Here is an 18,529-nt window from a genome sequence, read left to right as displayed (position 1 = left end):
AAACATATATTAAGTACTAGAGTTAATTAAACAGAGGTGAATCAATTGGTTATTGATCTTCATTGTGATACAATATTAAGGTTATATGAACAAGATGATAAAAAATTACTGAGTAATGATCATCATGTAGATTTGAATAAACTTGACAAAGGGAATGTATTAGCTCAATTTTTTGCATTTTTTATTAATCGAAAAGCGATTCCAAAACATGTTTCTCCCTATAATTATTTTACAAAAATTTATGACTTTTTTTATGATATATTAGATGAGAATAAAGAATACATAAGAGTTGCTACTGACTATGATACTTATAAAAAAAATCAGTGTAATAGGAAGATATCAGCCTTTTTAACCATTGAAGGTGGCGATGCAATAGCAGACAGCTTAGATAATTTGCGTGATGCATATGATAAAGGTATTCGTTTGATGACCTTAACATGGAATTATCCGAATGCAATTGGGTATCCTAATTTAACAGAAAGTTATATGAAAAGTGGATTAACTAACTTTGGGAAATCGGTTATTGAGGAGATGAATAATTTAGGTATGCTAATCGATGTTTCTCATTTATCAGATCAAGGGTTTTATGACGTGGCTGAAAGATCTAAAGTACCTTTTGTTGCTTCTCATTCAAATGCCAGAACTATCAAAAAAAATCCAAGAAATATGACGGATGATATGATACGAGTTTTAGCAAATAAAGGCGGAATTCTAGGTATAAATTTCTTTGCCCCTTTTTTAGGAGATAGTTCTAAAAGTCGAGTCGAGGATATCGTAAAACATATACAGCACATTAAAAAAATTGGTGGCATTGAGGTATTGGCTCTTGGCTCAGATTTTGATGGTATAGAATGTGAGCTCGAGATTGACAATATATCTAAGATAGAATTATTAAGAGATGCTTTAAAAAAACAAGGGTTTTCTGAAAATGAACTTGATTTAATTATGTATAAGAATACAGAACGCATATTAAAAACTTTGTAAGCATTAAGAATTTGTAAATTTACTGTCGGAAAATCATAAAATTTTAATAAAAGTACGAAATTTTTAATTGACAAAACCGGTTGCACAGACTAGAATTAATCCTGATGACTAATTGAAAGGATGGATTCCAATGAACATTAAATGCGCTATTTTTGACCTTGATGGTGTTATTGTAGATACTGCTAAATATCATTATTTAGCATGGAAAAAGTTAGCGGAAGAATTAAATATTCCTTTTACAGAAAAAGAAAATGAGCTGTTTAAAGGTGTCAGCCGTATGCGTTGTATGGAAATCTTAATGGAGTTAGGTAATATTCAATTAAGCCAAGAAGAGCAAGTTAAATTAGCAACAAAGAAAAATGAATGGTATGTTGATTATATCTCTGTTATGACAGATGACGAGTTATTACCTGGTGCTAAAGAGTTCTTAATTGCTTGTAAAGATGTAGGAATTAAAACTGCACTAGGTTCTGCAAGTAAGAATGCTCCGCGTATATTAAAAGCTTTGGCCATTGAAGATTTATTTGATGCAGTTATTGATGGGAATAAAGTAAGTAAAGCTAAACCAGATCCAGAAGTATTTATTAAAGGTGCAGAAGAATGTGGTATACCAGCGGAAAACTGTGTTGTTTTTGAAGATGCTTATGCAGGTATTGAAGCAGCCCATGCAGGGAATATGCTAGGAATTGGTGTAGGGACAAAAGAAAACTTACCGATTGCTGACGTTATAATTGCTGGATTACATGAATTAACTGTGGAAGGCATGAAAGAAATATTGAATGATAAATAAGTTAGACGAGCCCATTAGGTTGAATAACCATAATGGGCTCTATTTTATTGTAGGAAAGTACTTTTTATAAAACATTCAACTGGTTGACCATCCACATTCATCATGTCGATACCAAATAATCGGCTAATGGTTGGTGCAATATCAGTTAAATGCATCTCGTCAACGACTACGTTTTGATTAGCTAAAGCTCCTTTGATGAAGAATATGGTCTGATAATTTTCTTTGAGTGGACTATACCCGTGATGACCTTTATGGTACGTAATACCTCGTAATTTTCCATCAGTGACGCTATCGTATTTACGGTTAAATACTTTCTCTTTTCCAAAACAATAACCACGACTTGCTTCAACCATGAATTCAAAAGGACCGTCGGTTTTAAAAATAGTTCGAAGTTCATTTTTTGTATAGACCTTTTCTATTCCAATTTCTTTATCTTTCAATGATATCAACATTTGATAAACCTGATCTCTATCATTTTCATCATGGACGTGTATTTGAGCAGAACCATCGCAGTTAGCAGCATAAGCTTTCCAGTCTTTCAGTTGCCCTAACTCATCCAGCTGAAGCAATCCATTGTCTTGGAATATAGCGTTAAGATTAATGATTTTTTCATATGTTAAGTTACTATGATCGCCAAGGATGACAAAAGTACACTGATCATAAATACCAGCATCTTTTGTAGCTTGAACAATTCGAGCAATTCGTGTATCAGTTTCAGAAAGTAATTTTTGTATATGATGACCTTTAGCACCTAACACATGTTTTTCGTGATCATGTGCGATGAGGTGAACCAAGGATAAATTTGGTTTATATTTTTTGATCATGTGTACAGCCGATTGTGTGATGAATTCATCCAATTGGGGTTGCTGCTTATTAATTAAACCTTTTAAGTTTCTTAAATTAGCTAAAGCCATTTTTATTTGAAAATACCTTGAACCTGCATTAAGGGACACAAGGATTTGATTTTCTTTAGGATTATTGGACCAGACCTCCGGACAATTCCATGTAATATTTTTGTTTGCTCCCATAACTGGCCAGAATACAGAACCAACGCTCCCACCTATCTCTTTAACATAATCAACCAGTGTTTTAACTTGTATGTCTCTAGAATACCAGAACCAATCAGGTTTAGTTTTGTACGGATCAAATATATAATTAGAGTAGACACCATGCTTTTGAGGATAAGTGCCGGTGATTATACTTGTATGGCAAGTATAAGTTAGGGAAGGGTAGACGCTTGTTACTTTTTTTGCATATGAGCCATTTTCAATGAAAGTTTTGAAAGTTGGTAAATCACGAAGTACGTCAAATTCAGTATTGCTCAATGCGTCTACACTGATCATCACGACATGTTTGTTCATATCAGCACTCCTTTAAATTTTCTATAAATTCATCATTTTCTATGTAGATTCAAATTATTGGATGAATATATTATTTACATTATACTATAAAATTCACTAGATGCCTATGATGTTCTCACATTATATACAAAATTTTGGCAATAAGAGAAGACTATCAAATGTCTCAAAGTGGATAATGATCTTGTAAATAATTTGACATGAAGAAGTGAATCATATATGATAAAGGTGACTTTGTGAGATACTGAAATTGATGCAAAATATAATATAGGGATAGAAAGTATTAATATCTTTCCTATTCCATAAAATAAAATGAGGAGTGAGAAGAATGCCAGTAGCAAATTATGAAACTTATTGTAAGATGCTCGATCATGCTAGTGAAAATAACTACGCTTTTCCAGCAATTAATGTGGCTAATGTTGAGGCTGCAAACGGTGTTTTAGAGGGGTTAGCAAGAGCGAAATCAGATGGAATTATTCAAGTATCTATTGGTGGTGGGAAGCATGCCAGTGGATCAGTAGCTGATTCTGCTTTAGGAGCAATATCATTGGCACAACATATTCATCTTATGGCTGAAAAGTACGACATCAATATAGCACTTCACACTGACCATTGTACAGCTAACAATGTGGATTCTTTTATGAGGCCTCTTATTGAAGAAACAGCGAAGCGCAGAAGCCAAGGTCTCCCAAACTTGTTTAATAGCCATATGTTTGACGGTTCTGACATTCCTTTAGAGGAAAATGTTAAAATCTCAAAGGAACTTCTAGCTGAATGTGCAAAGAATGATATTATACTTGAAGTTGAAGCAGGAGTTGTAGGCGGAGAAGAAGATGGAGTCAGCAATGAGAATGTATCAAAGGACAAACTATATACAACACCAGAAGATATGTTAATGTTCGAAGAAGTATTGGCGGAAATACCTAATAGTCGTTATATGCTAGCTGCTACATTTGGAAATGTACATGGTGTATATAAACCTGGTAATGTTAAGCTTAAACCGATTATACTTAAAGAAGGTCAAGATGCTTTAAAAGAGAAACATGGTGATGAAAAGAAATACTATCTTGTATTCCATGGTGGATCAGGTTCAACAAAAGAAGAAATTGAAGAAACACTTGGTTACGGTGTCATAAAGATGAACATAGATACTGATACTCAATATGCATTCAGTAGACCTATTGTAGACCATATGTTTAAGCACTATGATGAGGTACTTAAAGTTGAAGGTGAAGTAGGTAATAAAAAAATGTATGACCCAAGATCTTACCTCAAGAAGGCACAAGCAAGTATGGCGGATCGTGTTGTTGAAGCATGTAATGTATTAAGATCAAGTGGTCAAACTATCTATAAGTAAAATAATTGTGTAATGAGTGCAATCTCCAAGCAAAGGTATTTTGAGTGGAGATTGCTTTTTTCTGCTTGAAAAATGAGGCATTTTATGGTAACGTTATGTTCATTGAGGAGTGAACATAATGAGAAATGAGAAGCAATTGGAAAAAGCTTATGATTTAATAGAAGAGTTCGGTTTATTTTTAGAACAATCAGGTTATTTACCTTCAGCGGCTCGTGTCTATGCATTATTAATGGTCTGGGAGTCTAGTGAATTGCATTTTGATGAAATTCAACAGTTATTACTTCTTAGCAAAGGTGCAACAAGTAAAGCTGTGAATAACTTAATCGCTTTGGGCAGAATAGAAGTTTTCACAAAAAGAGGTATACGGAAAAAGTTCTATCGTATAAAGACTAAACCAGGTATAGAAAGTACAAAGTCTTTTATAACATATCTTGAACGTATGAAGGTAAATTTAGAAAAGATTGAGTCTTATAAAATAGAGAATCAGATTGATGGCTTAAGGTTGAAGGAAGAAATAACCTTTTTCACAGATCTTATTAAACACATTAACAAATTGCTATAATATTTTCAATTAAACAAGGGATATCTCAAATTTTGAGATATCCCTTTATACATATTAACTACATCCAGTAGTAGATCCACACTCAGTGCATACTTTACACGTACCGTTTTTCACCATTTTTGTACTTTTACAATTAGGACAAACCTCACCATAGATGACTTCAGCTTTAACATGACTATCATCGATAGTAGCAGTGATTTCATTGTTAGCAGTAGCTACAGGAATCTTTACAGTTTCATGATCTTGCTCAGGTTTAATCTGGCAGTAAGTAAAATCCCCAAGCTCAATATCAATGATTTTACTTATTAGATCAGAAATTGAGTCAGCATTTTTAATATAAGGGTGACTTGTAACAAAACCACTAGGTTCGTATTTTTGTCCCCGATACATTCTAGCAATATCTTTAGGAGGTACGCCATACTGCAGCATCTCTGAAATAGTAGTTGATAAACTATCTAATAATCCTTTGATTAATGAACCTTGTCTTCCTGCTGATATATATATTTCGCCTAAGCGTCCATTATCAAAGAAAGAAGTTGTTATATAAAGTTTAAGACCAGCCATTTCTGCTTCATGAACATGGGCTGTTCGAATACCTTGAGGCTTTTTACGTATAGGTTTATAATCTTTCTCACGTTGGTGTTTAGCATAATGAAGTAACTCATTATAGGTTAGGTCATCTAATTTTCCCTCTTTTTCTTCAATCATAGTTGAATTTAATGGTTGGGAAGCTTTACAACCGTCACGATAAAGAGCAATAGCTTTTACGCCTAATTTCCATGACATGTAGTAAATCTCTTTAATGTCTTCAACAGTGGCGTGGTTAGGTAAGTTAACAGTCTTACTAATAGCGCCAGATACATTTGGCATTAATGCAGCCATCATGCGTACATGACCTTCTGGTGGAATGAAGCGATGACCAGAACCACATTTATTAGCAGTATCAAATACTGAAAAATGCTCTTCCTTCAAATATGGAGTGCCTTCGATCTTACCATCTCTAATCATTTCATAGCCACCCATATCAGCTTTTTCCATCACATAATTAACTATTTCTGTGATTTGGACTTCATCATACCCAAGCTTCTTTAATGCAATAGGGATAGCTGGATTAACAATCTCCATGCTGCCGCCACCAATTAGCTTCTTATAAACAACATGACTAAAGAAAGGTTCTGATGAAGTTGTGGCACAATCCATAGCAAAAGCAATAGTGCCTGTAGGGGCTAACACGGATACCTGTGCATTCCTAAAGCCATATTTTTCACCAGATGCAAGTGTGTCTTTCCATACTTTCTTTAAAGTATTTGATATATTATTAAATCCAAGATCGGATAATAACTTATGATTAATACGAACAGGATCATAGCTTAATCCTTCAAATTCCATGTCAGCGCTATTGTAATTAGCTATACGAGCATGATTATTAATAACACGTAACATATGTGGAGCGTTATTCTCATAGCATTCAAAAGGTCCTACCTTTCTAGCAAATAGCGATGAAATATAATAAGAATAACCTGTTAGAATACTCATTACAGAGGCAGCAAAAGTTCTTGCATCTTCAGAATCATATGGTATTGCCATGGTCATAAATGTATATCCAAGGTTAGTTAAACCAAGTCCGGTAGTTCTAAAACGATAGGATTTACGAGCTATATCTTCAGTTGGGAATTGACCCCAATGAATAGTAGTTTCTAATACAATTTGTATCAATTTAATAGCATGAAGATAACCATCGATGTCAAATCTAGTTGTTTCAGAATCATAGAATTTGGCAATATTGATGCTGGCTAAGTTACAAGCTGTATCATCTAAAAACATGTATTCAGAGCAAGGATTTGACGCATTAATACGATTGTGTTTTGCGTTATATTGACCATCTTCACCAGCAGGACATGTATGCCAGTCGTTTATGATATCATCATATTGAACCCCAGGATCACCACAAGTCCAAGCAGCATCAGCAATATGATTCCATAAACCATCTACAGATACTTCTTTTGTAAATTCTTTATCAAAACGACCCTGAAGTGACCAATTTGCATCTTCTTCATCAAGTTTTGTCATAAAAGTGTTAGGAATTCGAACAGAGTTATTTGCATTTTGGCCAGATACTGTTTCGTAGGCTTCACCTTCAAAATGTGTTGAATAACCCATTTTGCCTAAATCACGAACTTTACTTTCTTCTTTAGACTTCCATTCTATATAGTCAACAATTTCAGGATGATTTAGATCAAGGATATTCATCTTAGCTGCACGACGAGTCGTACCTCCAGATTTAATAGCACCTGCATTGCGATCAAAAACTTTAAGGAAGCTTAGTAATCCTGATGATTTACCGCCGCCAGAAAGGGGCTCACCAGCAGCTCGTATAGATGACCAGTTACTACCAACACCTGATCCATATTTGAATAAACGCGTTTCAACTGTTAATTGATCTGTAAGGGATTTATTACCAAGCAATGAATCTTCTACACTAACAATAAAACATGCGGAGCCTTGTGTACGAGTGTATCCATCTTTGGATAAGGTAGCTCGTCCTTCTTTTTCATCGAAGTAATAATGACCTTGAGCACGGGCATCAATATCATAAGCTAACTTTAGACCAGTATTGAACCATTGAGGACTATTTGGTGCCCACATTTGATTAAGAAACATGAAACTTAATTCATCATAGACTATTTTCTTCTCATCTTCATCAATTAACCCTTCATCAACAGCTGCCTCAGCCCAAAAACCAACTAGGCGATCTGCGACTTGTTTCATAGAATACTCAGATCCACGTTTATTAGGGACACCTTTTTTTCTGAAGTATTTACTTGCAATAATATTACAAGCTGATTGTGAATAATGTGAAGGGAATTCAAGATTTTTCATGTCTAGAATAATATCACCTGTACTATAATCCTTCATAAGTACATCAACTGTTTTCCATTCAAATAGATCATAAACAGTTTTATTACCCTCTTCTAGTTCTTTTGTGTAGTGACGAAAAATTAGATCTGTAAGCTTCATCATTGGCTCCTCTCATCTTTATGTATTTTATATTTTAAGATAGAATAATTCATCGTTATCTTTGGGGCACGATGAATTTTCTTGTATATGAATAAATGAAATTTGGGTTTCAAAGATCTATTCCAGCTAAGTACATATGTAGTATTTATTATCTCTCGTTTTACATAATATAGTCACTAACTTAACCTAAGGTACTGAACTTCCAGGGTAGCATAGGATGACTACATTGGTCAGCTGGATAATCTTGATAATATTATCGGACACTATATATTGTATCATAAATAAAATTAAAATCAATATCTTGTTTTATAATCAGAATTGAATGAAAAATACATAATATTTTTTAAAACACTAAAAATATATATATTGATAGGATTTATACTTACGTTCTTAATTAAATCCAACTTAATAAATAGTGATATATTATTTTTTACGCCTTAGAAAGCTCTTCAAAATATTAAAAATACACTTCTAAATTTAGGACTAACTGCATAAGAATTGTAGTAATAAACATATGAATAAATATGAAGGGAGAAAGACAATGGCTGACCAAGTAATAAAAAACAACGTTGTTGAAGTTTTTGGAAAGATATCTTCTGGATTTGAATTTAGTCATGAGGTATATGGGGAAGGCTTTTACAATTTTACAATGGATGTTGAAAGATTAAGCGAAGCATGTGACAAAATTAGAGTACTCGTTTCAGAGCGGTTATTAGATCCAAAACAAGACTATAAGGGGAAGTTCATTGAAGTAGAAGGTCAATTTAGATCTTATAATCGCCATGAAAATGGTAAAAGTCGATTAATACTTTCAGTATTTGCAAGGGAAGTTATCGTTCATGACGAAAGTATAAGTAAAAACCCAAATGTTATCTATCTAGATGGATATGTGTGTAAAAAGCCAATTTATCGTACCACTCCTTTTGGAAGAGAAATAACAGACCTCTTAATTGCTGTTAATAGACCTTATAATAAATCAGATTATATTCCTGCAATTGCATGGGGGAGAAATGCTCGTTTTGCTGAAAAATTAGAGGTAGGACGTCGAATAAAAATGTGGGGACGTATTCAAAGTCGTGTTTATCAAAAGAAGCTAAGTGAAGAAAATGTCATTGAAAAAACAGCTTATGAAGTATCTGTTTCGAAGATGGAAATTGTTAACGAAGAAACAAATAATAGTGAGGAAGAAAGTAAGGATTTATAATGATTTTAAGCATCCACGTTATAGTGGGTGTTTCTTTATTTGGAGGCAGTTAAAAAATGTGAGTGAATGATGAATAATTTGCATAAGTCCAGGGCATAATATAAATAACTGTTTGAAAAATGATCCTATACCATTTATAATAAATCTATAGGTAAGCACTTACCTATAGAAAGGGGACAATGATGGATAAAGGTTTGATACAAGTATACTGTGGAAAGGGTAAAGGAAAAACAACTGCAGCTATTGGGCAAGGTGTCCGAGCTGTAGGTCATGGTTATAAGGTAATTATGATACAGTTCCTTAAGGGTAATCCTACAGGTGAGATGGAAAGCCTTAAAAACTTAGAGCCACATTTTAAACTCTTTAGATTTGAAAAAGAAAGAGATTTTTTCTGGAACTTAACCGATGAAGAAAAGAAAGATTTAAGTGAAGATATTAAAAACGGATTGAATTTTGCAAGAAAAGTATTAGATACACGTCAATGTGACGTCTTAATATTGGATGAAATACTCGGTGTTATTCGAAATGAAATCGTACCAATGGATGAGGTTATAGATATACTTGATAATAAGCCAGCTGAAATCGAAGTTGTATTAACTGGTCGAGAAGTACCAGAAGAAATTTATCAACGTGCAAATTATGTTTCTACCATTGAAGATACAAAGCATCCCTTCGAAGAAGGAATTGGTGCTCGTAAAGGAATAGAATACTAGCTGTTAAAACCCTAAGCCATGAGCTTAGGGTTTTTTTGTCCAATTAATGATTCATAGAATTAATAAAGTCATTGAGGTTAATGGATAAGCCATTATTTAATCGAGAGTGTTCAGCTGCAAGAGCCATAACATGACTATGTACAGAAGCATCTATAGATGTTAGAGTGTCCATTGTTATAGTGTTACAACTTAATGTATTAATGAAACGATCAACAATTTGATGATCCCCTCCTGCATGGCTATCGATACTTCCGGTTATAGATTGTATATCAATTTGTCTAGATTTTTTACCAAATGGTGTTATTCTTACTTTTGAAGTATCGATATCTCCAATGATCTCACCCAAAGTACCCATAATTTTAATCTGTCGACCATCACTTACAGTGAAGGCGCTCATTGTGAAATTAGCCGTAGTACCATTATCAAATTCCATTATAACTACTTGGTGATCTACAACATTATTATCACACTTATAGACACACCTTCCATAAGGACCTTTTTTTAATGCCTCATAAATTGAATCTACTGTAGGGTTGTTCACAACAGCATTACAAGGCCATTTCCATATGCCATTTTTTATACCTGTTACCTTATCGAGTACATAAATCTTCTCAGCATCGTAAGGACATTTTTCTTTAGAGTGACACCCATCTAAACACCGGTCTACTGAACCAGCTGGAGCGTTTTCAGCATTAAAGTGACTAAGGTTACCAAAGGAAGACAAATGAATGCATTTTGCACCGATCAACCATTGAATAAGGTCAAGGTCGTGGCAGCTTTTGGCTAAGATCATTGGACTGGTTTCATCTGAGCGTCTCCAATTACCTCTTACAAAACTATGTGCATGATGAAAATAACCAACATTCTCTACGGCTAAAAGGGATTTCACATCTCCTATAATACCTGAATCAATTGCTTTTTTAATTTCTTGATAGAAATTAGTGTACCTCATAACATGACATACTGTTACGATTCGGTCATACTTGTGAGCTTTTCTTTGAAGTAATAAGCAATCTTGTAGAGTGGGTGATATCGGTTTTTCTAACAAAATATGATAACCTTTTTCGAGTGCTTTTATTGCTTGTGGAACGTGTTGACGATCCTGAGTAGTAATAAACATAGCATCAGCAAGACGGGGTTGCTCTAACATCACTTCAGCAGAAGAAAAACAATACTCATTGGATATATTGAATTTTTCAGCAGCTGAATTAAGCCTATTTTCATCAATATCAGAAATAGCAACAACTTTCATTTTATTAGGGGTATTGAATTGATACGCGGTATAGTCTTGAGCTCTTAACCCAAATCCTGCAACTGCAACTGTTACGATATTGGACATTTGCATCTCTCCTTCATGATATCATAATTATTATACATCTCTATTAAGAGCGGTGTAATCTTTTCGCTAATTCAAAGGAAGCTTTCCTACCAGACAAACTCCTATTAGAAGAGTGTCGTCTTCACTTTTCTTGCATTATACCTCTATATTGAAGTAAAAGTATTATAAAAATCTAAAAAAAATATACTTTTCCGTTATATAATTTCTTTTGATAAAAAATATTTCTGCAATAAAACTTAGTGAAAAAGTAAAGAAGTCGTTTTTTTATAAAAACTTAGTTTTTGTTAATGTACACTGATTTTTGTTCTTGTTATAATTTAGTAGTCAAAAGTCATTAAACAAGTTCAAATAAAGGACGCAAATAGGTAATATTGCATGAAATTTCAAGGCAATATACTTGAAAAAGTGATGTTGCAAATATCTATTACGGGTTAAAAGATTAATAAAGATATAGTTAAATTATTAGTGTTAATGATGATGAGTCGTAAAAATGAAGGAAACAAAAGCGAGGGAGTATATGAAGAATAATCAAAATAGGAGGTCAGTTATTTTATCTGACGTTAGTCTAATTATTGTAGCAATAATTTGGGGTACTGGTTTTATAGCAACTCAGATGGCCATTGATGCAAAGATGAGTTCTAGTTTAATTATGGTTATGAGATTTTTTATTGCAAGTATAGTACTGTATAGTTTTTATAACAAAAAAATTAAAAAAATTACGAAATTAGAGTTAAAGAACGGATTTATTGCTGGTGCATTTTTATTTTTAGCTTTTTTTTCACAGACATTAGGACTCGTTTATACAACACCCTCGAATAATGCTTTTTTAACTGCAACAAATGTAATCATGGTCCCTTTCATATCCTGGAAAATGACATCACGAAAGCCATCAAGTAAGATGTTTATTGCAGCTTTTTTGTGTCTTATAGGGATATCCTTTCTAACGTATTCTTTTGAGAATGGTTTAGTTTTTAATATTGGAGATTTATTAACTATTATTTGTGCATTTCTTTTTGCATGCCATATATCCTATCTAGGCTATTGTTCTAGTACTATGAACACTGAAAAGCTTACTTTTATACAAATGGCTACAGCTACGGTCATGTCAATGGTCATATTTATGCTATTTGATTTTAATACGATAAAAGTGGCAAATTTTCAAGAAGGAATACTTCCTATTATTTATTTAGGGCTTTTTAGTACCTGTATAGCCTTTTTCATTCAGGTAGCAGCGCAGAAAAAAACTTCATCCACAAAAGCAGCAGTAATACTTTCTACAGAAGCACTTTTTGGAAGCCTTTTTTCAATTTTTTTAGGTTTTGAAGATTTAACAATCAACCTTATAATAGGGGGAATTATCCTTTTAACATCAATTTTAATATTAGAAATTAAAGCGAAAGTGGGAGATAGCGCGTGAAAAATAATCTCATTAGACATAGCAATTTTCAAGATGCATCAAAAGAACTAAGAGCGCGTCTTAACATGAGTTCAGAAAAAGATGTGACGATCAAGTTTGAAAAGGACACTTATCATTTTATCGATGAAAAAGCAGAAAACGATTTTAATGAATTGATGGCTGGGAATCTGGATTATGATACACATTGGGGTAAGTCTGAAATACCATATAACAAGGGTATTACTATAGAAAATTGCAATAATATAATCCTTGATTTTAATGGGTCAACTCTTATGATGTACGGATTGATTCAAACCATGTTACTAAAAGGATCTAAAAACATAACCATAAAAAATTTGACAGTTGACTGGTGGAGAAGTCCATTCTCTATTGGCGAAGTTATAGGGAGTGAAGGGAGTAAGGTAATAGTTAAGATATTTGATGACTTTCCTATAAAAGGTGGTGAACCTGTATGGGCAATAATGGATTATGACCCAATAGAGAAACATCTTGGTGAGGTATATAAATTTCGAAATATGACGCCATTAAAGCTCATCGAAAAGCAAAAAGTTGAATTTTCGGGAAACTTCACTTTGAAGCCTATTATAGGTAGCTATCTTGTAATAAGGCATGTGGGTAACTATCGGCCTTGTTTCCAGCTTTTAGAATGTGAAAATATCTTTTTTCAGAATGTTACCATACATAATAATCCTGGCATGGGTATAGTGGGACACTATACTAAGAATATACAATTTAGAAATCTCCAAGTAAAGCCAAAAGAAAGCCATATCATGTCTACATCGACTGATGCAACACATTTTATATCTTGCTCAGGACTAATTGATTTTGAGGATTGTTATTTTGAAGGAATGGGTGATGATGCAATCAACGTTCATGGTTTTTATCAATCCATTATTAATATATCAGAGGATCGAAAGATAGTTACATCAACTATTTTAAATCCAAATGGAACTCAAGATATGGTATTTGATGCTCCAACTAATGGAGATCGTGTTGAATTTTGTAAAAGTAATAATTTATTGTGCTTCTCTGAAAATATCATTAAAAGATCAGAGATAGATAGTGAAGCATGGCAAGTTAAGATTACATTTGAAAAACCTCTAAGTACATCAATTCATTGTGGAGATGTTTTTACAAAAGTTAATGATTGTGCAAAGCTTCGTTTTGTCAATTGCATTGCCAGGGATATTCGCGCTAGGGCGGCCTTAATACAAACAAGAGGCTGCATTATAGAAAACTGTAAGTTCAGTTATTGTACTGGAACAGGCATTCATATCGATACCGCAACAGGTTGGTGGGAATCGACATCAACAAGAGATATTATCATAAGAAATAATATAATCCAAGCCTGTGGTTATGGAGATGGTACTTATAATAATACTTGTGGAATAGCTGTGTTAACTGAATGTGATGAATCAGCTGTTGGTGTTCATAAGAATCTGGTTATTGAGAATAATCAAATTAATGGTAATGGTGAAAGCACCGGTATTTATATCTCTAGTGCTGAGGAAGTTGAAATATATGGTAACTGTATTAATAACTGTGCAACAGCTATTGAAGTAGATGACTCAACAGCCATACATATATATGGTAATGATATAGAGACACAAGCTAAAATTGTTTTTAATAATAAGAGAAAATCCTTCAATTGGGATTAAAATGACTTCTACTATTGCATATTGAGAGGAGAACTTATCTATGAAAAGATCACTAAGGGATTGGGAGAATCCTAAGATAACAAATCGTAATAGAATGCCTTCAAGGGCGTATTACAATTTTTTTACTACAGAAAAGGATATCAAAGGAGGTGGGAATGCTAATAGAATGAGTTTAGATGGGGTGTGGAATTTCATGTTTTTACAAGCACCTGAGTATTCCCCAAAAGATTTTTTTATGACTGACTTTACTTCAGATGAATTTGATACTATCAATGTACCATCATGTTGGCAGATGAAAGGGTATGGTCAAATGCATTACGCAGATTTATTGTATCCTTTTCATGTAGACCCACCATTTGTCCCTGTAGATAATCCCACTGGCATCTATAAACGCCAATTTATATTAACAGATGATTGGTGTTCCAATCGATCAATCTTAAGGTTCTATGGGGTAGATAGCTCCTACCATATATGGGTCAATGGAGTTGAAGTAGGATTTAGCAAAGGGAGTCGTATGTTATCTGAGTTTGATATAACGAAGTATGTCAAAGTCGGTGAAAACGATATAACAATCCGTGTTTATCAGTGGTCAGATTCAAGCTACTTGGAAGATCAAGATATGTGGTGGCTTTCGGGAATATTTAGGTCTGTTGAGTTAGTCAATGAACCTCATCTATGTGTAAGTGATATCCATGTCAAAACGAATCTAAATGATGCCCTAACCTATGCAGAGCTCTCAACAATAATAGATATAAAAAACTATACTGATCATCAAGAAGAAGATTATACTTTAAGTGCCCTATTAATGGATGACAATGGTTTAAACATTGCAAGTCTACAAGAAGTTTCCTGTATAAAGAATGAAAAAGGAAACCAATTAATATTAAAAACAAGTATTGAAAACCCTAATCTATGGTCAGCTGAATCACCTTTCCTTTATACATTAATGATTACTTTAAAAAGTATTCATGGGGAGCAATATATTACTCAGGATGTTGGCTTTAGAAAGATAGAAGTAAAAGGATCTAACTTCTATGTGAATAATAGGGCTATTTTGCTAAATGGTGTTAATCGCCATGACTTCAATTGTGATAATGGTAGAACAGTATCAAATGAAGATATGTTACAAGATATTGTATTAATGAAACAACATAATATCAATGCCGTCAGAACATCTCACTACCCAAATATGCCTTATTTCTATGAATTATGTGATCAATACGGTTTGTACGTTATTGATGAAGCAGATCTTGAATGTAATGGCTTTCAAGAGGTTGGGCATTATGATTGGTTATCTGGACATAGTCAATGGACAGATGCTTATGTTGATCGAGCAGTTAGATTAGTTAATCGAGATAAAAACTATCCATGTATTATCATGTGGTCACTTGGCAATGAAGCAGGCTTTGGTGGGAATTTTCATGAAATGGCTAAAGCAATAAGAGGAATAGATAGCAGCCGCTTAATTCATTATGAAGAAGACCGTCAAGCTGTCATTGCGGATGTGTATAGTACGATGTATACAAGACTTGAAGGGTTAAAAGATATTGGGGCTAAAGAAGGACATAAACCACATATAATCTGTGAGTATGGTCATGCCATGGGTAATGGACCAGGAGGGTTGTTGGAACATCAGCAGGTATTCAGAGAGTATGAACGGTTGCAAGGTGGTTTTATATGGGAATGGATTGATCACGGAATTAGGTGCAAGGATGATGAAGGCAAAACATACTATGCATATGGTGGTGATTATGGCGATTTTCCTCATAACTCGAATTTTTGCATGGATGGTCTAGTATTTCCAGATCGAACACCATCACCAGCTCTGAAAGAATATAAAAAGGTCATTGAACCTATAAAAACTGAAATAGTCGATAGCAAAAGAGGTATCATTAGGATTACAAATCAATATGATTTTATTGATTTGACTCACTTAGAACTTAGATGGAAAGTTACTGCTAATGGTAATAGAATCATATCAAAAACGTTTAACGAAGATCTAGATATTTTACCTTCAGAGAGTAGAAATATAGCTTTATCCATTCAGCCTAATGAGATCATTAGCAATGCAGAATATAGACTCTATATTGAATATGTCAACAAAAATGAAACTTTATGGTCAGAGAAAGGGCATGTTATTGCTACTGCAGATTTCAAGTTACCACACTTCAAGCATCAACCTTCTCTCAGGAAAAAAGCTAATCAACTATTAATCGATGAAGATGCTACTATTTTCAAAGTCCTGGGAGATGATTTTGAAGTAGTATTTGATAAGTTGCATGGTAGGCTTGAGAAGTACACTTATAATTGTATGCCTATTATAGAAAAAGGAATGAAGCTAAATTTTTGGAGAGCGCCTATTGATAATGATTTATACGTAGAGAGTGATTTTAAGAATAAATATTATCTTCACCTATTCTACGGTAGACCTTATAATTTTAACTATGTGATAAATGATGAAGGTGTCCTAATAACCATTAACGAAGTGAATGCTCCTATCAGTCAAGCCTTCGGCTATGATGTAGAATATATCTACCACATATTCAATAATGGTGATATGGAAGTCAGGGTTAAGGGGGCATGTATTAATAAAAAACTCAACCCTCCCCAAATGCTACCTAAAATAGGATTGGAAATATACTTGAATAAGGATAACAATCTAATAGAGTGGTATGGAAGAGGTCCTGGAGAATCCTATCCTGATAGTAAGCAAGCTTGTCCAATTTCTCATTATAAGCTCAAGGTTGAAGAGATGCACACACCATACCCTATGCCCCAAGAAAATGGAAATCGATGTGATGTCAAGTGGTTAAGTGTTTCAGGAAAAAAAGGCATTTTTATTAGATCAGATCAACTTTTTAACTTCACTGCCCATAATTATACAAAAGAAGATCTAGAGAGTGCTAGCCATATGAACGAACTGAAGTGTTGTCCTTATACAGTATTGAACTTAGATTATATGCAAAATGGACTAGGAAGTGCTAGTTGCGGTCAAGACCAGTTACCAGGTTACAAGGTTGAGTTTGAAGATTTTGAATTCTCCTTTGCATTTACACCTTACGATCCTCAATTAGAAGATTCTCAGACTTTAGCTACAAAAAATTATTCAAATTTCATTTTTTCTTAAGATCAGCTTAACCCCATTTGTGGTATGATTTGAATAAGAAGGAGGTTGAAGAGAGATGACAGATAATAGTAGAAGGAAATATAAATTTGATGAAATATGCCCATATGTTCGCGAAGTTGGTTTACAAAGAGGTGACTCGTGGAAAAACCGACAACGGAAGATATATGACCATCAATATATGTATTGTTTCTCTGGTATAGCTCATGTTTCAATCGGAGGAAGTGCTTATCAAATGATACCTGGTTCTCTGGTCTTAATTCGGCCCAATACACCTCATTCATTTTGGGTGGACGAAAAAATGCCTGGTGAGCTCTATTATGTACACTTTGATTATTTTTATAGAGAAGATGCTGATAAGATCATCGATTTCTATGATAAGGTAGATAATTACGTTAATTTATTTGGTAATATACCTCTTATGGGTCAGCATGTTAGAAGGGATCCTCAATTTGATAATGGGTATGAGTTCCCTGAGTATCTAAAAATTAAAGATACTAATCGAGTGGAAATGATTTTGAGAAGTATGCATAAGTCTTACATTCAAAAAGATAGTTCATTTGGTATCAGTACGAGGATATATCTCTTAGAACTCTTAGAAGCCATATTGAATCAAACGACAATTGCTGAAAACTATAGCTCTGCCAATCATAGAGTATTGGTAGAGCAAATGAAGGACTATATTGCAAGAAACTACTATAGAAAATTAAGACCCAGTGAAGTTGCTTTAACAACCAATTTATGTGTTGATCATGCTAGTCGTATTTTTAAAAAAATAACTGGAATGAAATTGGTAGAGTATATTGCCAAGTATCGAATATCTAAGGCGAAAGAGCTTATGCTAGAACCAGATTTAACCATCGAACAGATTGCTTTTATGGTTGGCTTCGAGAATCAAAATTATTTTAGTAGAACTGTAAAGAAATACGAGGGAGAACCACCAGCAACATTAAGAGCTGATTTGAGAAGTGAATTAGGGATTCATTGATTATGTTGATAACAATA

At 33.7% G+C, this 18,529-nt stretch carries 13 protein-coding genes; 10 read left to right on the top strand and 3 right to left on the bottom strand.

Annotated elements, in window-relative coordinates:
* The first annotated feature begins 45 nt into the window (after nucleotides 1-45).
* Nucleotides 46-984 carry a dipeptidase gene (locus C1Y58_RS11740; RefSeq protein WP_105616231.1) on the top strand — a complete coding sequence of 313 codons (939 nt, stop codon included), beginning with the start codon at nucleotides 46-48 and terminating at the stop codon, nucleotides 982-984.
* A gap of 130 nt (nucleotides 985-1,114) precedes the next feature.
* Complete coding sequence (pgmB, locus tag C1Y58_RS11735) at nucleotides 1,115-1,774, top strand: beta-phosphoglucomutase (RefSeq protein ID WP_105616230.1); 660 nt, start codon at nucleotides 1,115-1,117, stop codon at nucleotides 1,772-1,774.
* Nucleotides 1,775-1,818: 44 nt separating this feature from the next.
* Here the strand turns inward: pgmB and C1Y58_RS11730 are convergent, their stop codons facing one another.
* Entirely contained in the window at nucleotides 1,819-3,135 is a 1,317-nt protein-coding gene (locus C1Y58_RS11730; protein WP_105616229.1) for an alkaline phosphatase family protein, read from the bottom strand.
* A gap of 325 nt (nucleotides 3,136-3,460) precedes the next feature.
* On the opposite strand from C1Y58_RS11730, the gene fbaA reads away from it, so the two are divergent.
* Both fbaA and C1Y58_RS11720 read left to right on the top strand, forming a co-directional pair.
* A complete protein-coding gene (gene fbaA, locus C1Y58_RS11725) occupies nucleotides 3,461-4,489 on the top strand; it encodes a class II fructose-bisphosphate aldolase (RefSeq protein WP_105616228.1) in 1,029 nt (342 codons plus the stop codon).
* 118 nt (nucleotides 4,490-4,607) lie between these two features.
* Nucleotides 4,608-5,051, top strand: coding sequence for a GbsR/MarR family transcriptional regulator (locus C1Y58_RS11720; protein ID WP_105616227.1), 444 nt, complete (start codon nucleotides 4,608-4,610; stop codon nucleotides 5,049-5,051).
* A 54-nt stretch (nucleotides 5,052-5,105) separates the two neighbouring features.
* Here the strand turns inward: C1Y58_RS11720 and C1Y58_RS11715 are convergent, their stop codons facing one another.
* Entirely contained in the window at nucleotides 5,106-8,072 is a 2,967-nt protein-coding gene (locus C1Y58_RS11715) for a vitamin B12-dependent ribonucleotide reductase (RefSeq protein ID WP_105616226.1), read from the bottom strand.
* Nucleotides 8,073-8,610: 538 nt separating this feature from the next.
* Here C1Y58_RS11715 and C1Y58_RS11710 point away from each other — a divergent pair.
* Together C1Y58_RS11710 and C1Y58_RS11705 are read left to right on the top strand one after the other, a co-directional pair.
* On the top strand, nucleotides 8,611-9,273 hold the full coding sequence (locus C1Y58_RS11710; RefSeq protein ID WP_105616225.1) for a single-stranded DNA-binding protein: 663 nt from the start codon (nucleotides 8,611-8,613) through the stop codon (nucleotides 9,271-9,273).
* A gap of 182 nt (nucleotides 9,274-9,455) precedes the next feature.
* Complete coding sequence (locus C1Y58_RS11705; protein ID WP_105616224.1) at nucleotides 9,456-9,986, top strand: cob(I)yrinic acid a,c-diamide adenosyltransferase; 531 nt, start codon at nucleotides 9,456-9,458, stop codon at nucleotides 9,984-9,986.
* A gap of 43 nt (nucleotides 9,987-10,029) precedes the next feature.
* Here the strand turns inward: C1Y58_RS11705 and C1Y58_RS11700 are convergent, their stop codons facing one another.
* Nucleotides 10,030-11,325: a Gfo/Idh/MocA family protein gene (locus C1Y58_RS11700; protein WP_105616223.1), complete on the bottom strand. Its 1,296-nt coding sequence runs from the start codon at nucleotides 11,323-11,325 to the stop codon at nucleotides 10,030-10,032.
* A gap of 517 nt (nucleotides 11,326-11,842) precedes the next feature.
* On the opposite strand from C1Y58_RS11700, the gene C1Y58_RS11695 reads away from it, so the two are divergent.
* Genes C1Y58_RS11695 through C1Y58_RS11680 form a run of 4 tightly spaced genes read left to right on the top strand, consistent with a single transcriptional unit; the run spans nucleotide 11,843 to nucleotide 18,512 of the window.
* Nucleotides 11,843-12,742 (top strand): DMT family transporter, encoded by a 900-nt coding sequence (locus tag C1Y58_RS11695; RefSeq protein WP_170311580.1) that lies wholly within the window; start codon nucleotides 11,843-11,845, stop codon nucleotides 12,740-12,742.
* Nucleotides 12,739-14,400: a right-handed parallel beta-helix repeat-containing protein gene (locus C1Y58_RS11690; RefSeq protein WP_105616221.1), complete on the top strand. Its 1,662-nt coding sequence runs from the start codon at nucleotides 12,739-12,741 to the stop codon at nucleotides 14,398-14,400. The genes C1Y58_RS11695 and C1Y58_RS11690 overlap by 4 nt, the downstream gene beginning before the upstream one ends.
* A 40-nt stretch (nucleotides 14,401-14,440) precedes the next feature.
* Nucleotides 14,441-17,527, top strand: coding sequence for a glycoside hydrolase family 2 TIM barrel-domain containing protein (locus tag C1Y58_RS11685; protein ID WP_105616220.1), 3,087 nt, complete (start codon nucleotides 14,441-14,443; stop codon nucleotides 17,525-17,527).
* Between the two features lie 55 nt (nucleotides 17,528-17,582).
* The gene (locus C1Y58_RS11680; protein ID WP_105616219.1) at nucleotides 17,583-18,512 is read left to right on the top strand and encodes an AraC family transcriptional regulator; all 930 of its coding nucleotides are present in this window, start codon (nucleotides 17,583-17,585) and stop codon (nucleotides 18,510-18,512) included.
* Nucleotides 18,513-18,529: the final 17 nt, after the last annotated feature.

The organism is Vallitalea okinawensis (assembly GCF_002964605.1).
Taxonomy (GTDB): Bacteria; Bacillota; Clostridia; order Lachnospirales; family PQDH01; genus Vallitalea_A; species Vallitalea_A okinawensis.
This window is presented reverse-complemented; position numbering and strand designations above follow the sequence as displayed.

Excerpts from the sequence above, each read along its gene's own strand:
- pgmB (WP_105616230.1), top strand. The coding sequence starts at position 1,115 with ATGAACATTAAATGCGCTATTTTTGACCTTGATGGTGTTATTGTAGAT.
- C1Y58_RS11730 (WP_105616229.1), bottom strand. The coding sequence starts at position 3,135 with ATGAACAAACATGTCGTGATGATCAGTGTAGACGCATTGAGCAATACT.
- fbaA (WP_105616228.1), top strand. The coding sequence starts at position 3,461 with ATGCCAGTAGCAAATTATGAAACTTATTGTAAGATGCTCGATCATGCT.
- C1Y58_RS11720 (WP_105616227.1), top strand. The coding sequence starts at position 4,608 with ATGAGAAATGAGAAGCAATTGGAAAAAGCTTATGATTTAATAGAAGAG.
- C1Y58_RS11715 (WP_105616226.1), bottom strand. The coding sequence starts at position 8,072 with ATGATGAAGCTTACAGATCTAATTTTTCGTCACTACACAAAAGAACTA.
- C1Y58_RS11710 (WP_105616225.1), top strand. The coding sequence starts at position 8,611 with ATGGCTGACCAAGTAATAAAAAACAACGTTGTTGAAGTTTTTGGAAAG.
- C1Y58_RS11705 (WP_105616224.1), top strand. The coding sequence starts at position 9,456 with ATGGATAAAGGTTTGATACAAGTATACTGTGGAAAGGGTAAAGGAAAA.
- C1Y58_RS11700 (WP_105616223.1), bottom strand. The coding sequence starts at position 11,325 with ATGTCCAATATCGTAACAGTTGCAGTTGCAGGATTTGGGTTAAGAGCT.
- C1Y58_RS11695 (WP_170311580.1), top strand. The coding sequence starts at position 11,843 with ATGAAGAATAATCAAAATAGGAGGTCAGTTATTTTATCTGACGTTAGT.
- C1Y58_RS11685 (WP_105616220.1), top strand. The coding sequence starts at position 14,441 with ATGAAAAGATCACTAAGGGATTGGGAGAATCCTAAGATAACAAATCGT.
- C1Y58_RS11680 (WP_105616219.1), top strand. The coding sequence starts at position 17,583 with ATGACAGATAATAGTAGAAGGAAATATAAATTTGATGAAATATGCCCA.